This window comes from Klebsiella sp. G-Nf4 (genome assembly GCF_002810615.1).
Lineage (GTDB): Bacteria > Pseudomonadota > Gammaproteobacteria > Enterobacterales > Enterobacteriaceae > Klebsiella > Klebsiella variicola.
This window is the reverse complement of sequence record NZ_PION01000002.1, coordinates 302,573-318,383: the sequence shown is the minus strand read 5'-3', so window position 1 is coordinate 318,383 and position 15,811 is coordinate 302,573. Positions and strand designations below refer to the sequence as shown.

Annotated in this window: 13 protein-coding genes; 5 read left to right on the top strand and 8 right to left on the bottom strand. The window is 59.6% G+C overall.

The window, feature by feature from the left end:
• Positions 1–18: 18 nt before the first annotated feature.
• Together srlR and gutQ are read left to right on the top strand one after the other, a co-directional pair.
• Entirely contained in the window at positions 19–792 is a 774-nt protein-coding gene (gene srlR, locus CWM57_RS07655) for a glucitol operon DNA-binding transcriptional repressor SrlR (protein ID WP_008806163.1), read from the top strand.
• On the top strand, positions 785–1,750 hold the full coding sequence (gene gutQ, locus CWM57_RS07650) for an arabinose-5-phosphate isomerase GutQ (RefSeq protein ID WP_047079014.1): 966 nt from the start codon (positions 785–787) through the stop codon (positions 1,748–1,750). Before srlR ends, gutQ begins: the two co-directional genes overlap by 8 nt.
• Here the strand turns inward: gutQ and norR are convergent.
• Positions 1,713–3,263: a nitric oxide reductase transcriptional regulator NorR gene (gene norR / locus CWM57_RS07645; RefSeq protein WP_100675860.1), complete on the bottom strand. Its 1,551-nt coding sequence runs from the start codon at positions 3,261–3,263 to the stop codon at positions 1,713–1,715. The two genes, gutQ and norR, sit on opposite strands and share 38 nt — an antisense overlap.
• Positions 3,264–3,449: 186 nt before the next feature.
• On the opposite strand from norR, the gene norV reads away from it, so the two are divergent.
• A complete protein-coding gene (gene norV, locus CWM57_RS07635) occupies positions 3,450–4,889 on the top strand; it encodes an anaerobic nitric oxide reductase flavorubredoxin (protein ID WP_100675859.1) in 1,440 nt (479 codons plus the stop codon).
• Positions 4,886–6,019, top strand: a complete 1,134-nt coding sequence (gene norW, locus CWM57_RS07630; RefSeq protein ID WP_100675858.1) for an NADH:flavorubredoxin reductase NorW — start codon at positions 4,886–4,888, stop codon at positions 6,017–6,019. The genes norV and norW overlap by 4 nt, the downstream gene beginning before the upstream one ends.
• A gap of 190 nt (positions 6,020–6,209) precedes the next feature.
• On the opposite strand, the gene CWM57_RS07625 is transcribed toward norW, so the two are convergent.
• Entirely contained in the window at positions 6,210–7,157 is a 948-nt protein-coding gene (locus tag CWM57_RS07625; RefSeq protein ID WP_074387772.1) for a hydroxyacid dehydrogenase, read from the bottom strand.
• Positions 7,154–7,849, bottom strand: a complete 696-nt coding sequence (locus CWM57_RS07620; RefSeq protein WP_100675857.1) for a methyltransferase — start codon at positions 7,847–7,849, stop codon at positions 7,154–7,156. Before CWM57_RS07620 ends, CWM57_RS07625 begins: the two co-directional genes overlap by 4 nt.
• A 166-nt stretch (positions 7,850–8,015) precedes the next feature.
• On the opposite strand from CWM57_RS07620, the gene CWM57_RS07615 reads away from it, so the two are divergent.
• Positions 8,016–8,732: an IclR family transcriptional regulator gene (locus CWM57_RS07615; RefSeq protein WP_100675856.1), complete on the top strand. Its 717-nt coding sequence runs from the start codon at positions 8,016–8,018 to the stop codon at positions 8,730–8,732.
• A 39-nt stretch (positions 8,733–8,771) separates the two neighbouring features.
• On the opposite strand, the gene CWM57_RS07610 is transcribed toward CWM57_RS07615, so the two are convergent.
• The 5 genes from CWM57_RS07610 to CWM57_RS07590 form a co-directional block, all read right to left on the bottom strand.
• Positions 8,772–10,106, bottom strand: a complete 1,335-nt coding sequence (locus CWM57_RS07610) for an MFS transporter (protein WP_100675892.1) — start codon at positions 10,104–10,106, stop codon at positions 8,772–8,774.
• A 512-nt stretch (positions 10,107–10,618) separates the two neighbouring features.
• On the bottom strand, positions 10,619–11,632 hold the full coding sequence (locus CWM57_RS07605) for a HoxN/HupN/NixA family nickel/cobalt transporter (RefSeq protein ID WP_008806172.1): 1,014 nt from the start codon (positions 11,630–11,632) through the stop codon (positions 10,619–10,621).
• Positions 11,629–13,863, bottom strand: a complete 2,235-nt coding sequence (gene hypF, locus CWM57_RS07600; protein WP_100675855.1) for a carbamoyltransferase HypF — start codon at positions 13,861–13,863, stop codon at positions 11,629–11,631. Before hypF ends, CWM57_RS07605 begins: the two co-directional genes overlap by 4 nt.
• Positions 13,864–13,871: 8 nt before the next feature.
• Positions 13,872–14,399, bottom strand: coding sequence for an electron transport protein HydN (gene hydN / locus CWM57_RS07595; protein WP_008806174.1), 528 nt, complete (start codon positions 14,397–14,399; stop codon positions 13,872–13,874).
• A 135-nt stretch (positions 14,400–14,534) separates the two neighbouring features.
• Complete coding sequence (locus tag CWM57_RS07590) at positions 14,535–15,548, bottom strand: LacI family DNA-binding transcriptional regulator (RefSeq protein ID WP_016161695.1); 1,014 nt, start codon at positions 15,546–15,548, stop codon at positions 14,535–14,537.
• Between the last annotated feature and the right edge of the window lie 263 nt (positions 15,549–15,811).

The window sequence follows — 15,811 nt, the reverse complement described above, 5'->3', positions numbered from 1 at the left end:
ACGCAGGATACAACGCCTATGAAACCACGTCAGCGCCAGGCAGCCATTCTCGAGCACCTGCAATCGCAGGGCAAATGCTCGGTCGAAGAGCTGGCGCAACACTTCGACACCACCGGCACCACTATCCGCAAGGATCTGGTGATACTGGAGAATGCCGGGACCGTCATCCGCACCTACGGCGGCGTAGTGTTGAATAAAGACGAGGCCGACCCGCCTATCGACCACAAGACGCTGATCAACACCCATAAGAAAGCGCAGATTGCCGAGGCCGCCGTACGCTACATCCACGATGGCGATTCAATTATCCTCGACGCCGGCAGCACCGTGCTGCAGATGGTGCCGCTGCTGAGCCGCTTCAATAACATCACGGTGATGACCAACAGCCTGCATATCGTCAACGCGCTTTCCGAGTTCGATAACGAGCAGACCATCCTGATGCCGGGCGGCACCTTCCGTAAAAAATCGGCTTCATTCCACGGCCAGCTGGCGGAAAACGCTTTCGAACAATTCAGCTTCGACAAACTGTTTATGGGCACCGATGGCATTGATCTGGTGGCAGGCGTTACCACCTTTAACGAGGTGTATACCGTCAGTAAGGCGATGTGCAACGCCGCCCGCGAAGTGATCCTGATGGCCGACTCATCCAAGTTTGGCCGTAAAAGTCCCAATATCGTCTGCGGCCTTGAGCGCGTGGATAAATTGATTACCGATGCCGATATTGACCCTGAATTCCAGCGGGCGCTGGAAGCCAAAGGTATTGAAGTCATTATTACTGGAGAACATCATGAGTAACTTTTTGTTAGAGGCCGGACGCCAGACCCTGATGCTTGAGCTGCAGGAGGCGAGCCGCCTGCCGGAACGCCTGGGCGACGACTTCATCCGCGCAGCGGAAACCATCATCCACTGCGAGGGCAAACTGATTGTCTCCGGTATCGGTAAATCAGGCCACATCGGTAAAAAGCTGGCGGCAACCTTCGCCAGCACCGGCACCCCGGCCTTTTTCGTCCATCCGGCGGAAGCCCTGCACGGCGATCTCGGCATGCTCGACAGCCGCGACGTGATGCTGTTTATCTCCTACTCCGGTAGCGCGAAAGAGCTGGATCTCATCGTGCCGCGGCTGGAAGAGAAATCCATTCCGCTGCTGGCGATGACCGGCAAATCCACCTCGCCGCTGGCGCTGGCGGCGAAAGCGGTGCTGGATATCGCCGTGGAGCGCGAAGCCTGTCCGATGCACCTGGCGCCGACCTCCAGCACCGTCAACACGCTGATGCTGGGCGACGCGCTGGCGATGGCGGTGATGCAGGCGCGCGGTTTCAATGAAGAAGATTTCGCCCGTTCCCACCCGGCGGGCGCCCTCGGCGCGCGTCTGCTGAACAAGGTGCATCACCTGATGCGCCGCGACGAAGAAGTGCCGCGGGTCAATGCCGAGGCCAACGTCATGGACGCCATGCTCGAACTCAGCCGAACCGGGCTCGGCCTGGTGGCGGTCTGCGATGAAGCTAATCGCGTACAGGGCGTCTTCACCGACGGCGACCTGCGCCGCTGGCTGGTTGCTGGCGGCACGCTCAACGATGGCGTCACTCAGGCGATGACCCGCAACGGCGTGACGCTGCAGGCGGAAAGCCGCGCGGTGGAAGCCAAAGAGCGGCTGATGAAACACAAAATCAGCGCCGCGCCGGTGGTGGATGAAAACGGCCAACTGGTCGGCGCCATCAACCTGCAGAATTTTTACCAGGCAGGGATCCTTTAAGTCCCAGACGTTTCGCCAGCCGATGCAGGTTGGCGACGTCCAGCTCCAGCGCACGGGCGGTCGCCGCCCAGTTGCGCTGGTTCGCCTCCAGCGCGCGGCTAATCGCTTCCCGCTGAAAAGAGTCGGTCGCCTCGCGCAGATTGACCTTCTCCATCGCAGGTACTGCTGCCGCCGTCTCAGTCGGTAACATCGGCGCCGTCACCGCAAACTGGAAATGCTGCGGCTCCAGCACCACTTCATCGCCGGCCTGGGTGGCCCGCGCCAGCACCACCGCCCGATGAATAGCATGCTCCAGTTCGCGCACGTTGCCCGGCCAGGACCACTGCTGCAGCCTGCCGCGCGCCGCTTCGCTGAGTATCACCCGCGCCAGCCCCATTCGCAGGCGGCACTGCTCGCAGAAATAGCCCGCCAGCAGCACCACATCGCTGTCCCGCTCGCGTAGCGCCGGTACCGACAGCGGAAAGACGCTCAGCCGATGGTACAGGTCGGCGCGAAAGCGCCCTTCCACCACCTCCTGGCGCAGATCGCGGTTCGTCGCCGCCAGCACCCGCACATCGACTCGCAGACTGCGGTCATCGCCGACGCGCTGAATATCGCCATACTGCAGCACGCGCAGCAGCTTCGCCTGCAACGCCAGCGACAGTTCGCCAATTTCATCAAGGAACAGGGTGCCGTTATCCGCCATCTCAAATTTACCGCTGCGGTTGCTGATAGCCCCGGTAAATGCCCCTTTCACATGGCCGAACAGCTCGCTCTCCGCCACGCTTTCCGGCAGCGCCGCGCAGTTGAGATAGACCAGCGGGTTGGCCGCCCGCGGAGAGCCCTGATGCACCGCCTTCGCCACCAGCTCTTTACCGGTGCCGGTTTCGCCGCTAATCAGCACGTTTAAATCCGAGGCGGCGACGATATCGATCTCTTTTTTCAGCTGCAGCATAAGCGCCGACAGGCCGATAATCTCCTGACGCTCAGGCTGCGCGTCATTCACCGGTTGCACCGGCAACACGTTTTGCGCCTCAAGGCGGGCGATGAGCAGCGCGTTATTCAAGGCGCCAGCCACCAGGGCGGCAATCAGCCGCAGCTCTTCATCGCTGAAGCTGTCAAAACGATCGGCATCCATCCCATCAAGGGTCAGCGCGCCAATCAGCGTCTGTCCGGCAAACAGCGGCAGGCCAACGCAGGCGTGAACCTTCAGGCTCTCATGACCGGGGATCAGCCCGTCGTAGGGGTCAGGCAAGTCGCTATCTGCCGGGAAGCGCACCACATCCCCGGCGCGCGCAATCGCCTCCAGCCGCGGGTGCCCTTCCAGCGCAAATCGCCGACCGAGCACATCCTGCGCCAGGCCATCGATCGCCAGCGGCACAAACTGATGCGCCTCATAGCGCAGCAGCGCCGAGGCATCGCAGCCGAGGATTTGCCGCAGGGTGGTAATCAGGCGCGAAAAACGGTCGGTGTGACCAATATCGCTTTGTAAATCAATGGCGATTCTCGCCAGCTCGTCGACGGAAAAACTCATTGCCGCTCCATTGTCATTTTGACAATATACATTGTCATATCGACTATTTTAGCTATTGTCATTTTGACAGCAACCAAAATCAGAAAAATTAAAAATAGATAATTATCAATGAGTTAAAAAGTTGGCACGCAACTTGAAATAAGCAAGTCAACTTACTTTGAACACACTGTATTAATTGAGGTTGCTATGTCTATTGTGGTGAAAAATAACATTCTTTGGGTTGGCCAACGTGACTGGGAAGTGCGTGATTTCCACGGCACCGAATATAAAACGCTGCGCGGCAGCAGCTACAACAGCTATCTCATCCGCGAAGAGAAAAACGTGCTGATCGATACCGTCGATCATAAATTCAGCCGCGAGTTCGTGCAGAACCTGCGCAGCGAAATCGATCTGGCCGACCTCGACTATATCGTCATTAACCACGCCGAAGAGGACCATGCCGGCGCGCTGACTGAGCTGATGATGCAGATCCCGGATACGCCGATCTACTGCACCGCCAACGCTATCGACTCGATCAACGGCCACCATCATCATCCGGAGTGGAACTTCCACGTGGTGAAAACCGGCGATACTCTCGATATCGGTAATGGTAAACAGCTGATCTTCGTGGAAACACCGATGCTGCACTGGCCTGACAGCATGATGACCTACCTGACCGGCGATGCGGTGCTGTTCAGCAATGACGCCTTCGGCCAGCACTACTGCGACGAACACCTGTTCAACGATGAAGTGGACCAGATTGAACTGTACGAACAGTGCCAGCGCTACTACGCCAACATCCTGACGCCGTTTAGCCGTCTGGTGACGCCAAAAATTACTGAGATCCTCGGCTTCAACCTGCCGGTGGAGATGATTGCCACCTCCCACGGCGTGGTCTGGCGCGATAACCCGACGCAAATCGTCGAGAAATACCTCGAGTGGGCGGCGGATTATCAGGAAGATCGCATCACGATTTTCTACGACACCATGTCCAACAACACCCGCATGATGGCGGATGCTATCGCTCAGGGGATCACTGAAGTCGACCCGCGGGTAGCGGTAAAAATCTTCAACGTCGCCCGCAGCGACAAAAACGACATTCTCACCAACGTTTTCCGCTCGAAAGGCGTGCTGGTGGGCACCTCCACCATGAACAACGTGATGATGCCGAAAATCGCCGGGCTGGTGGAAGAGATGACCGGGCTGCGTTTTCGCAATAAACGCGCCAGCGCCTTTGGCTCGCACGGCTGGAGCGGCGGCGCGGTAGACCGCCTGTCCACCCGCCTGCAGGATGCTGGGTTTGAGATGTCGCTGAGCCTGAAAGCCAAATGGCGCCCGGATATTGACGCGCTGGAATTGTGCCGCCAACACGGACGCGACATCGCCCGCCAGTGGGCCCTCTCGCCGCTGCCGGTTGCTGAAGCAGCGACAACGCCGGAACCACAGGATTGCGCCTGCGCCGCCGCCGATCTCGGTCCCATGATGCAGTGCAGCGTGTGCCAGTGGGTCTATGATCCGGCGAAAGGCGAACCCAACCAGGATGTCCAGCCGGGTACGCCGTGGAGTGAAGTGCCGGACAATTTCCTCTGCCCTGAGTGTTCTCTTGGCAAAGATGTCTTTGACGTTCTGGCGACGGAGGCAAAATGAGTGATGGCATCGTCATCATCGGCTCGGGCTTCGCGGCCCGCCAGCTGGTGAAAAATATCCGTAAGCAGGATACGCAAATCCCGCTGACCCTCATCGCCGCCGATAGCATGGATGAGTACAACAAACCGGACCTCAGCCATGTCATCAGCCGCGGGCAGAACGCCGACGATCTCACCCTGCAAAGCGCGGGCGAGTTCGCCGAGCAGTACACTCTGCGCCTGTTTCCCCACACCTGGGTGAGCGATATCGACGCCGAAAACCGGTTAGTGAAGAGCCAAGATAACCAGTGGCGCTACGACAAACTGGTGCTGGCCACCGGCGCGACGCCGTTTATCCCCCCGGTACCGGGACGCGAGCTGATGCTGACGCTGAACAGCCAGCGCGAATACGGCGCGGCGCAGAGCCAGCTTCGCGACGCCAGGCGGGTGCTGATCGTCGGCGGCGGCCTGATTGGCTGTGAACTGGCGATGGATTTCTGTCGCGCCGGTAAAGCGGTAACAGTGGTCGATAACTCCGCCAGCGTGCTGGCGGCGCTGATGCCGCCGGAGGCCAGCAGCCGCCTGCAGCATCGGCTTACCGAGATGGGCGTACATCTGATGCTGAAATCGCAGCTGGAAGGGCTGGAGCAAACCGCCGATGGCATCCGCGTCAGCCTAGATCGCCAGCGCGCGATAACCGTGGATGCGGTGGTGGCCGCCGCCGGCCTACGCCCGGAAACGTCGCTGGCGCGCCACGCCGGATTACAGATTAACCGTGGCGTGGTGGTCAATAGCCAGCTGCAAACCAGCGACACGGCGATTTACGCCCTCGGCGACTGCGCGGAAATCAACGGCATGGTGCTGCCGTTCCTGCAGCCGATTTTACTCAGCGCGCTGTGCCTGAGTAAAAACCTGCTGGCGCAGACGGGCGAGCTCACGTTGCCGCCGATGCTGGTGAAAGTGAAGACCCCGGACCTGCCGCTGCATCTGGCCGGCGACACCCGCCGCGACGATCTGACGTGGAATATTGTGGCCGCCAAAGAGGGGCTGGTGGCGAAAGGCCTGGATGCAGAGAATCAACTGCGTGCCTTTGTGGTCAGCGAAGACAAGATGAAAGAAGCCTTTGCGCTGCTCAGGCAGCTGGTAAGTTGATTGCCGTCCAGGCAGCCCTGTTTTGCCGGATGGCGCTACGCTTACCCGGCCTACGGAGGCCGCCCGTAAGCTCATATCCTGTAGGCCCCCGCCGGGGCAGGGGCGGCGACTGGCCGCCCCCTGTGCGCACCCTGCGCCACGGAAAACAGAGTGCAGAAAAATTAACCGGGAGCGCAGGTTCGGTTAACTCTTAATACGTTGTTTCTGTCTGAGCCGACTCCTGCAGCACCTGCAGAATGTTGGCTGCGGCGGCGGTCCCCATTTTCACGTAAGAGGCATCGCTAACGCCACCCACATGCGGAGACAGAATGACATTATCAATCGCCTGCCAGATATGCGGCGTGGTGAGTGGTTCACTGTGAAAGCTGTCGAGCGCCGCCCAGCGCAAGGTCCCCGCTTTTAATGCTGCGGCCAGCGCCGCATCGTCAATCAACCCGCCGCGCGCAGTATTCACCAGGATAGCGCCCGGCTTACACTGCGCCAGCGTGGCAGCATTGATCATTCCCCTATTGTGTTGCGTCAAGGGACAATGAAGGGACAGAACATCGGCCTGCATCAGCAGGTCTTTGAGTTCGTCAACACGTTCACATTCCGGCGGGACCGTTTTCGCGTAGGGATCGTAAGCCAGAACCTTCATACCAAAGGCGACGGCAATCTTCGCCACACGGCTACCAATGGCGCCCAGGCCGACCAGTCCCAGCGTTCTGCCCTCAAGTTCAAGCGATTTATGCGTTGATTTATCCCAGTGCCCTTCACGCAGGCGGCGGTCAAGGGGAATGACCGACTTGGCACAGGCCAGAATTAACGCCCAGGTGTGTTCGGAAACCGCGGCGGCATTGGCCCCCGTCGCCGCGCGAACCATAATGCCGCGCGCGGTGGCCGCCTCAACGTCAATGACATCAATACCGCTGCCATGTTTGGCAATCACCTTCAATGCCGGGGCGGCATCCATGACGGCGGCCGTGATTTTGCCATAGCGCACCAGTATCGCCTGCGGATTGTGCTGCTGGCACAGGGCTATCAGCTGAGATTCTGTTGGCTGGCGGCCGGCAAAGACAAGCTCGTAATCTTCCAGCATCTCCAGCGCTGCTGCAGCCAAATCGTTGCCGGTAATCAGGATGACGTTTTTAGCGCTCATGGCAGTGTCTCCCCTTCGCTCAGCATCCCTGCCTGACGCAGAGCGCTCTCCAGCCAGTGCGGACGAAGGTCGCCGTCGCGGATAGCAACCAGACGTTTTGATTCCATCGCCAGTTTGCCTTTCGCCAGTTCGATGATGGTGCGGACTTCATCGCGCGGGATAACGACCACGCCGTCAATATCCCCTACCACTAAGTCACCTGCCTGCACGGCGGCGCCACCGACTGAAATAGCATGATTGACCCTGCCTGGAATGAACTTGGTGGGGCCGCACGGATTCAGGCCGGCGGCGAAAACCGGAAAGCGTTGTTTACTTAAGGTTTCCGCATCGCGAACGGCGCCGTCGATGATGATCCCTGCGATACCGCTGGCCTGGGCCTGCGTCGCCATGATCTCTCCCAGCAGCGCGCAGGAGAGATCGCCCTTCCCGTCGATGACCAGCACGTCGCCAGGTTTGGCGACGGCCATTGCGGCGTGAATAGCCAGGTTATCCCCCGGACGGACCTCTACAGTAATCGCCGGCCCGGCAACCGCCATATGCGGCGCCAGCGGCTTGATGCGGCCATGTAATGTGCCACGGCGTCCGGCCACGTCAGCCAGAATGGCGGCCTGAAATTCGGCGGCCTGGCGGACCTCTTCCGCGTCAACACGCGCAATATCAAAGTTGATGAGTTTCTGTTGTGAAACAGGCATGGTTACTCTCCATTTGTTTTACCAGATACAACTGATGTGTACTATATAAAACAACTATACGAGCATTGCTTCGCTTTTCGCCAGTGTTGCGAAGTTGTTTGTGATGTAAACACGAAGTTACTCACAAAATTCAGGTACAATTTTGTTCGGCAAAAAGGAGAACATGATGGGGAATGAAGGTGTAATTGCCGTTGAAAAGGCGCTGGCTTTACTTGATTGCTTCCGTCCCGGTAATGACAGTCTGACGTTAACGGAGCTGGCCCAGCTTTCGGGATATCACAAAACAACCGTTTATCGCCTGATGAATTCGCTTGAGCGAATGAACTACATCATCCGGCACGACGATGGCACCTATACGCTCGGCCACCGTCTGCTCTTTCTCGGCAAGCTCTATGAGCAATCATTTGAACTTGCCAGAGTCGTACAGCCGGAATTGCAGGCGCTGTCACAGGCCTCCAGCGAAAGCGCGAGCTGGTATGTGATTGAGGGGGGGCAACGCCTGTGTCTGTTCCGCGCCGAAGCCTCCCAGGGATTACGCCACAGCAACCTGCCCGGCAGCCAGTTCCCGCTGGATGGTTCCGCTATCAGCAAAGTTTTACGCCACTGGGGATTGGGTGAATCGTTGCAGGAAGACGAACCGACGCTGCCGTTTTATACCTCCGGCGCGCGCGACCCGCACACCGCGGCCTTCGCAATGCCAGTGTTTGGCGTCCACGATAAGCTGATCGCGGCGCTGGCCCTGACCGGGCCGGCATCGCGTCTGACGGAAGATCGTAAAGAGAGCGGCATCAGCCAGCTCATGCAGGAGACGGCCAACCGCCTGTCGCTCAAGCTAGGCGCCAGCAAGCCATTCTGCGAAAGGTTTTACGGTCTGAAAGAGTAAGATTGGCTAAGAAGGCGGGAAAAATCCCGCCTTTGCTTATTAATGGGTCACCTGTTTTTCCTGCCTGGCAGTCTGCGAGTAACGCCGTCCCATGGCCAGCACCGCAATGCCGCCTGCCAGACACAAGGCGGCCAGCGGCAGCATCGCCAGCGTATGGCTTCCTGTCCGTTCGCTAATAATGCCATAGGCATTCACCATCACCGCGCCGCCAATCAGGTTGGCGATCGCGCCGATGGCCGCCAGCCCGGCGGCAGCGGACGTGCTGCTCATCCAGCCCGATGCCAGCGCCCAGAATGGGCCCTTCGCCGCATAAGCGCCAATCAGTATGGTACTGAGGATCATAATGGTGGCCGGAAGCGACAGATTGATAAACGCCGCGAACACGCCAGCCGCAATCATAAAGAGGGTAAGCGCCGTGTGCCAGCGGCGTTCATTTTTCCGGTCCGAACTGCGTCCCCAGACAATCATCAGCACCGACGCCAGTCCATAGGGGATGGCATTCAGCAGCCCGGTGGTCAGGTTATCAAGATGGAACGACTTCAGCAGCTGTGGAGACCAGACGCTAAGCGTGGTGCCGGCAGATGACGCGCCGGCGTAAATCAGCGCCATGATCCAGATTTGGCGATGCTTCAACAGTTGCCATGTGGTGGTGTGGCCGATCTGTGTCTGCTGTTGGCGCTCCGCCTGAAGCGTGTTTTCCAGCCACGCTTTCTGCCGGTCGTTTAACCAGGCAGCCTGATGCGGGCGGTCGCGCAAAATAAAGAAAGCGGCAATCCCCAGCAGTACCGCCGGCAACCCTTCAATAATGAATAACAGATGCCAGCCGCGCAGCCCTAACCAGCCATCCAACATCAGGATCAGCCCAGAAAGCGGTGAGCCGATAAAGTTAGCCAGCGGAATGGCCACCATAAAAGAGGCAATGATGCGCGCACGGTAGCGTGACGGGATCCACCAGGTAAGATAGAGCACCACGCCAGGAAAAAAGCCCGCTTCGGCAGCACCCAGCAAAAAACGTACGATGTAAAGGGAGGTGGTGTTTTGCACCAGCGCCATACACATCGATACCACTCCCCAACTGATCATAATGCGCGGGATCCACAAGCGGGCCCCCACCTTCTGCATCGCCAGGTTACTGGGCACCTCAAAGATAAAATAGGCCACAAAATACAAACTGCTGGCGAAGCCAAAAGCCGCCTTACTCAGGCCCAGATCCTCATTCATCTGCAGCGCAGCCATACCAATATTGCCCCGGTCAATAATCGACACCAGGTAGCTGACAACCAGGAAAGGCAGGATGCGCCAGATAACCCGCCGCATGGTCTCTTTTTCCAGCACGTCGTTATCGGTCGCGCGGTTCGGTAATTGATCGGTCATGGTTTCCTCGCAGGGTTTCATTATGTTTATCAGGAAAACGATGTAGTGACGAAATAAGTGACTTCAGCCTGATGCGTCCGTTTTGCCGCGCCTGGAGATGAGGATGGGCTGCCTGGGTTGTCATGTTGCTTCACCAGGTAACGCAAGCCACACGTTTCTGGCCGCAAGGTGCGGCGCGGTAACGATCTCCATGAACATCTCGCCTTTGTTGCACTCTGTACAACTTAGTTTTATTTTACAAAACTACTATAACGAGGCTGCCGTGTTTTTATCCAGTTAACGATTGGTTTAAATTATGTAAATAAGAGGTGAATCACAGATACTTCGGGTCGTTAAAACGAGGGAAAATGAAGGTTTGATAAAAAATAATAATTTTTCAATGAGTTAAGTAATTGAGATTATTGACGCAGAGTGATGCATCGCCAGGACCTGGGTCAGCCTGCGCAGAGCAGCGCCGCCAGGCAGGTCGGGTAGCCCGGCTAAGCGCAGCGCAAGCCGGGAAAATATCCAGGTTAACGCGCCAGATTGTCGTAGCCGCGCCAGCGGTAGTTAAGCACCGACAGCGCCCAACAGGCGACAAACAACCCGACCACCACAAATCCGGCATCGCCAAGGTTATCGTTTAACATCCCCACCCAGCGCCATATCCCGCCACTGAGCGCAAACTTATCCATCAGCAGACCCAGCGCCTCCAGGCCGCCGATAAACAGCGCCACTACCACCGAGGTGCCGGTGATGGTCATATTGTAATAAAGCTTGCGCTGCGGTTTGCTGAATGCCCAGCCGTAGGCGCCGACCATCAGCACGTTATCGAGGGTATCCACCAGCGCCATACCGCTGGCGAACAGCGCCGGGAAGACCATAATCGACCAGACGGAAATCCCGCTCGACGCGCCGGCGGCGGAGATACCCAGCACACCGATTTCGGTAGCGGTGTCAAAACCGAGGCCGAACAGGAAGCCGACCAGGTACATCTGCCAGCTGCGGCTGACCAGACGGAAGGTTTTGCCAAACAGCCAGCTCATCACCCCGCCGCCGCTGACGATTTCGTCGCTCACTTTCTCACCGCGCTTCCACGCCCGAAAGCTGCGCCACACGCTGCGTAAAATCACCAGGTTGATAAAGGCCATCGCCAGTAAAAACAGGGCCGACACGGCGGTGCCGATGACGCTACCGGTGTCGTGCAGCCAGCTCATCTGCGCGCTGAAGGCCGTGGCGGTCGCGGCAATCGCCGCCGAGGCCAATACCACAATCGATGAGTGGCCCAGCGAGAACCAGGCCCCGACGGCGAAAGGCCGCCGCCCCTGCTGCATCATCTTACGGGTCACGTTATCAATCGCCGCGATATGGTCGGCATCGACCGCGTGGCGCAGGCCGTAGCCCCAGGCCAGCAGGCTGGCGGCCATCAGCGCGCCGCTGTCGCCAAAGGCCTGCAGCGCCCAGCACCAGGCCAGTAAGTTTGCCGCGATCAACCCCAACACCAGTCCCGCAGCGCGCGGCTGCTGGCGTAAAACTGTCATTATCATTGTTGTGTTCCTTGAGCCTGCCCGCGGGCGGCGGCGATCACCGCCTGACCATATGCGATTGCGCCGTCGCCGGCCGACAACTGCTGCGCAAACAGCAGAGTAAAATCCGCCAGATAAAAGGTCAATCGCGCCGCCAGCAGGCGGTTATGCAGCACCCCACCGCTGCAGACCATCGTGTCGATGCCGCGGGCGGTGGCGCAGTCACGGGCCATCGCCGCCAGCCCACAGGCCAGGGCGTCATGGAAGGCCCAGGCTTTCTGCGCCGGGGTCGCCTGCCAGTTCAGCCACTGTCGCCAGAAGGTCGCCATGTCCAGCGCGTCGTCGCGCCACGGCAGCGTAACCGGGTGGCTGACGCCGGGGCAACTGGCGGCCAGCGCCTCCAGCCGACAGGCCGCTTCGCCTTCATAGCTCAGACTCTCCGGCGCGCAGTCCAGCGCGCAGGCGACGGCGTCAAACAGCCGTCCGCAGGACGAGGCGCGCGGCGCGTTAATGCCGCGATCGATGGCCTGCGCCAGCAGCGGCCAGTTGCGCTGGCGCAGGGGGGAGGTCTGCGGATAATCCTGCCAGTCAGGGACAAAGGCCAGACAGTGGGCCAGCAGATTTCGCCACGGCTGGCGCGCCGCCAGGTCACCGCCCGGCAGCGCGACGGCCGGCAACCCGCCAAGATGTTCGCACTGGCGATAGTTAACCCGCAGGCACTCCCCGCCCCACAGCGCGCCGTTCTCCCCCATGCCGATGCCGTCGAGGGTCAGGGCGATAACGTCGCCGCCGTCAAGCGGCCAGCGGTGCTCGGCCAGGCACGCCGCGGCATGAGCATGGTGATGCAGCACTGTCTCCACCGGCAGCGACAGGGACGCCGCCCACTGCGTTGAGCGATAGCCGGGATGGGCATCAACCACCACCCGCTGCGGCACAAACGCGTAAATGCTTTGCATCAGTTGCAGGGTGCTGCGCCACTGCTGTTCAACGCCTTCCTCGCCAAGATCGCCAAAGTGCTGGCTCAGCACCGCTTCGCTGCCGCGCGCCAGGCAGAAGGTATTTTTCATATCCGCGCCGAGAGCCAGCAGCGGCGGGATGTCTCGTAGCCCCGGCGGCAGCGGCAGCGCATCCGGGACGTAGCCCCGGGCGCGGCGCAGCATTTCACCGCTTGACCGCACCAGCGAATCATCCAGCCGCTGCACGATGTCGCGATTATGCAAAAGAAAGCCGTCGGCAATGTCGGCTAAATCGTTGAGCGCCTGAGCATTACTTAACGCCGGCGGACGGCCGCTAAGGTTGCCGGAGGTCATGACGATGGGGCGCGCCAGAGCCTGCAGAAGCAAATGCTGCAGCGGATTAGACGGCAGCATCACCCCAACTTCCGCAAGCCCTGGCGCAATCTCGTCACACAGGCCTGAGACCTGCGCTTTAGCAATCAGTACGATGGGCGCCGCCGGGGAGCCCATCAGCGCCGCGGCGTCGTCGGGTAAGCCCGTCGCTGACGGCAACATCACCGCCAGCGGTTTCGCCGGACGGTGTTTCCTCGCCCGCAGCGTGGCAACGGCAGCGGGATTACCGGCATCGCAGGCCAAATGAAAGCCGCCGATACCTTTTATCGCCACGATGTCGCCTGCCGCCAGCCGCGTGATGGCCGCCTGCAGCGCCGCCTCGCTGTTCAGCGTTTCCCCCTCTGCCCGCCATTCCAGGCGCGGCCCGCAGTCGGGGCAGGCCACCGGCTGGGCGTGAAAACGGCGATCCGCAGGATCGCGGAATTCCGCCTCACAAGGGGAACAGAGCGGGAACGGCGCCATTGCGGTGAAAGGCCGGTCGTAGGGCATGGCGCGGATAATGGTCAACCGCGGCCCGCAGTGGGTGCAGTTGATAAAGGGGTAGCGGTAGCGGCGCGCCCGGGGATCATTCATCTCCGCAAGGCACGCCGGGCAGGTCGCCGCATCGGGCACGATCTGGGTGCGCATGCGTCCCGCCCCGCTCTCGCGGATGGTGAAATCCTGCGGCGTGGCCGTCCAGCAATAAGGGGTGCAGTCGGTGCTGTCGATACGCGCCAGCGGCGGGCAGTGGTCAGCCAGGGCGGCAGTAAAACCATCGTCGCCCCCGGCCAGCCGCACGAGGACGCCGTCACCGTCATTACAGACATCGCCGCAGCGGGCCTGCCTCCGGGCCAGCTGCCAGACAAAGGGGCGGAACCCCACCCCCTGCACTTTACCGCGAATGCGGATTTGCACCCCGTTCATGCCACGACTTACCAGGCCAGCGCCGTACGGCGACGTTTCTCGATATTCATCTGCTCCAGCTTGTTGCGGTCAACGCACACCAGGGCGTGCGTCGGGCAGACTTCCATGCAGGCCGGGCCGCTCTCGCGGTGGAAGCAGAGGTCGCACTTGTTGGCTTCGGCTTTTTCCGCCACGACGTTCAGTCCGGCACCGCTATGGCGGATCACCGGGCGCACCACCACCTCCATCGCCCCGTACGGGCAGGCAACAACGCAGGTTTTGCAGCCGATGCAGCGCTCCTGCATCACATGGACAAAGCCTTTATCGCGGCTGATGGCGCCGTTCGGGCAGACGTTGGCGCAGGGGGCGTCTTCACACTGACGGCAGGCGGTCGCCGTGGAGACATTGACCCCTTTGATCACGTGAATACGCGGTTGAAAGGTGTGAGGCGTCAGGGCGGCGCAATCCTGATGTTCCTGATGGGACACCACGCAGGCCACTTCGCAAGTGCGACAGCCGATACATTTGCTCGCATCGGCGATAATGAAACGGTTCATCCATTTCTCCAGCAGTAAGAAGGTTAGGCGCCGGAATATGCATAATACGTTCCAGTTTTTATATTATTGATAGTTAAGAGAATTAAATCGAATATTTGCTGTCATCGTCAGTAGTGACGATGACAGCTGACGACGTCAGGCACAGGGACCCGCCACCAGTGAATCACGCTCAATTAGCGCCCCGGGGAAGCTCTGCTGAAAGTTGAATTCCCCACCATCCAGCATAAATATCAGCCGATTGATGCTCTCTTTAATCATCTCCGTCACCGGTACCCGAACGCTGGCGAGCGACGGCACCATATACGGCGCCAGCACAATATCGTCAAACCCCACCACCGAGACCTGATCCGGAACCTTTACGCCCAGCTGGTGAAGCTGCTTCATCGCCCCGATAGCCATATCGTCATTGCTCGCCACCAGCGCGCTGTAGGTCACCCCGCGCTGACGCAGGCTCTCCACCGCCGCCGCGCCGGTTTCCGGCGTCCAGCGCCCCTCCGCGATGAGCGCCTCGTTCAGGGCGATGCCGTGGCCAGCCAACGCGTCTTTGTAGCCGGCAAGGCGTTCGACGCCGGTGGGTGAGTCAAGGGAGCCGGTAATAAAGGCGATATCGCGATGGCCAAGCGCAATCAGCCGCTCCACCACCCGCATCGCCGAGGCTTTTTGATCGGACCAGACGCAGTGGCTGGCGTGGCGGCGCAGGCGGCGATTAAGCACCATGATCGGCTGCGAGTGGTTCTCAACGATCTCGTCCATCTCGTCAACGGTGAGAAAGCGCGGGTAGATGATGATCGCATCGCAGCGCAGGTCCAGCAGGTACTGGATCGCCTCCCGCTCCTCTTGCGCGCTGTGCTTGCCGTCGGCCAGGATCAGCTGTCGTCCCTTGTCCTCTGTCATCCGCGCCACGTGATACAGCAGCTCGCTGAAATAGACGCCATGATACAGGGTGTTGGTCACCACCAGGCCCAGGGTTTGCGTCGTTTTGGTCGCCAGGTTGCGCGCCAGCAGATTAGGCCGATAGCCGCTCTCCGCCACTGCCTTAAACACCCGGTCTTTGGTCTCCTGACTGACATAGCCGTTGCCCGACAGTACCCGCGAAACGGTTGCCTTCGATACCCCCGCGCGCTTTGCGACCTCCAGCATCGTTGCCATGTGATTCTTCCTGTTGCAAAAGTTGCAGGCAGTGTACTGCACGTTTCCCGCTTTTACAGCATTCCCCTGTTCACCACCGCGATCCGGCTCACGGCGACGATTCGCGATCAAAATCACAAAATTGAGATCATCTTTTTTTATTTCTTGTGCAATCAAATGAAACTCACCATGATTTTGTGGAACCGGTTTCCTATATAAACATGGTATCGCCCGGCGATGCGGCGCGGTAGCAGATCAGTACCCTATTGATAAACAGGATAAAA

Coding starts and splice junctions, on each gene's coding strand:
- CWM57_RS07610 (WP_100675892.1), bottom strand. CDS start 10,106: ATGACCGATCAATTACCGAACCGCGCGACCGATAACGACGTGCTGGAA.
- norR (WP_100675860.1), bottom strand. CDS start 3,263: ATGAGTTTTTCCGTCGACGAGCTGGCGAGAATCGCCATTGATTTACAA.
- gutQ (WP_047079014.1), top strand. CDS start 785: ATGAGTAACTTTTTGTTAGAGGCCGGACGCCAGACCCTGATGCTTGAG.
- CWM57_RS07605 (WP_008806172.1), bottom strand. CDS start 11,632: ATGATAATGACAGTTTTACGCCAGCAGCCGCGCGCTGCGGGACTGGTG.
- srlR (WP_008806163.1), top strand. CDS start 19: ATGAAACCACGTCAGCGCCAGGCAGCCATTCTCGAGCACCTGCAATCG.
- hypF (WP_100675855.1), bottom strand. CDS start 13,863: ATGAACGGGGTGCAAATCCGCATTCGCGGTAAAGTGCAGGGGGTGGGG.
- CWM57_RS07590 (WP_016161695.1), bottom strand. CDS start 15,548: ATGGCAACGATGCTGGAGGTCGCAAAGCGCGCGGGGGTATCGAAGGCA.
- CWM57_RS07615 (WP_100675856.1), top strand. CDS start 8,016: ATGGGGAATGAAGGTGTAATTGCCGTTGAAAAGGCGCTGGCTTTACTT.
- hydN (WP_008806174.1), bottom strand. CDS start 14,399: ATGAACCGTTTCATTATCGCCGATGCGAGCAAATGTATCGGCTGTCGC.
- CWM57_RS07625 (WP_074387772.1), bottom strand. CDS start 7,157: ATGAGCGCTAAAAACGTCATCCTGATTACCGGCAACGATTTGGCTGCA.
- CWM57_RS07620 (WP_100675857.1), bottom strand. CDS start 7,849: ATGCCTGTTTCACAACAGAAACTCATCAACTTTGATATTGCGCGTGTT.
- norV (WP_100675859.1), top strand. CDS start 3,450: ATGTCTATTGTGGTGAAAAATAACATTCTTTGGGTTGGCCAACGTGAC.
- norW (WP_100675858.1), top strand. CDS start 4,886: ATGAGTGATGGCATCGTCATCATCGGCTCGGGCTTCGCGGCCCGCCAG.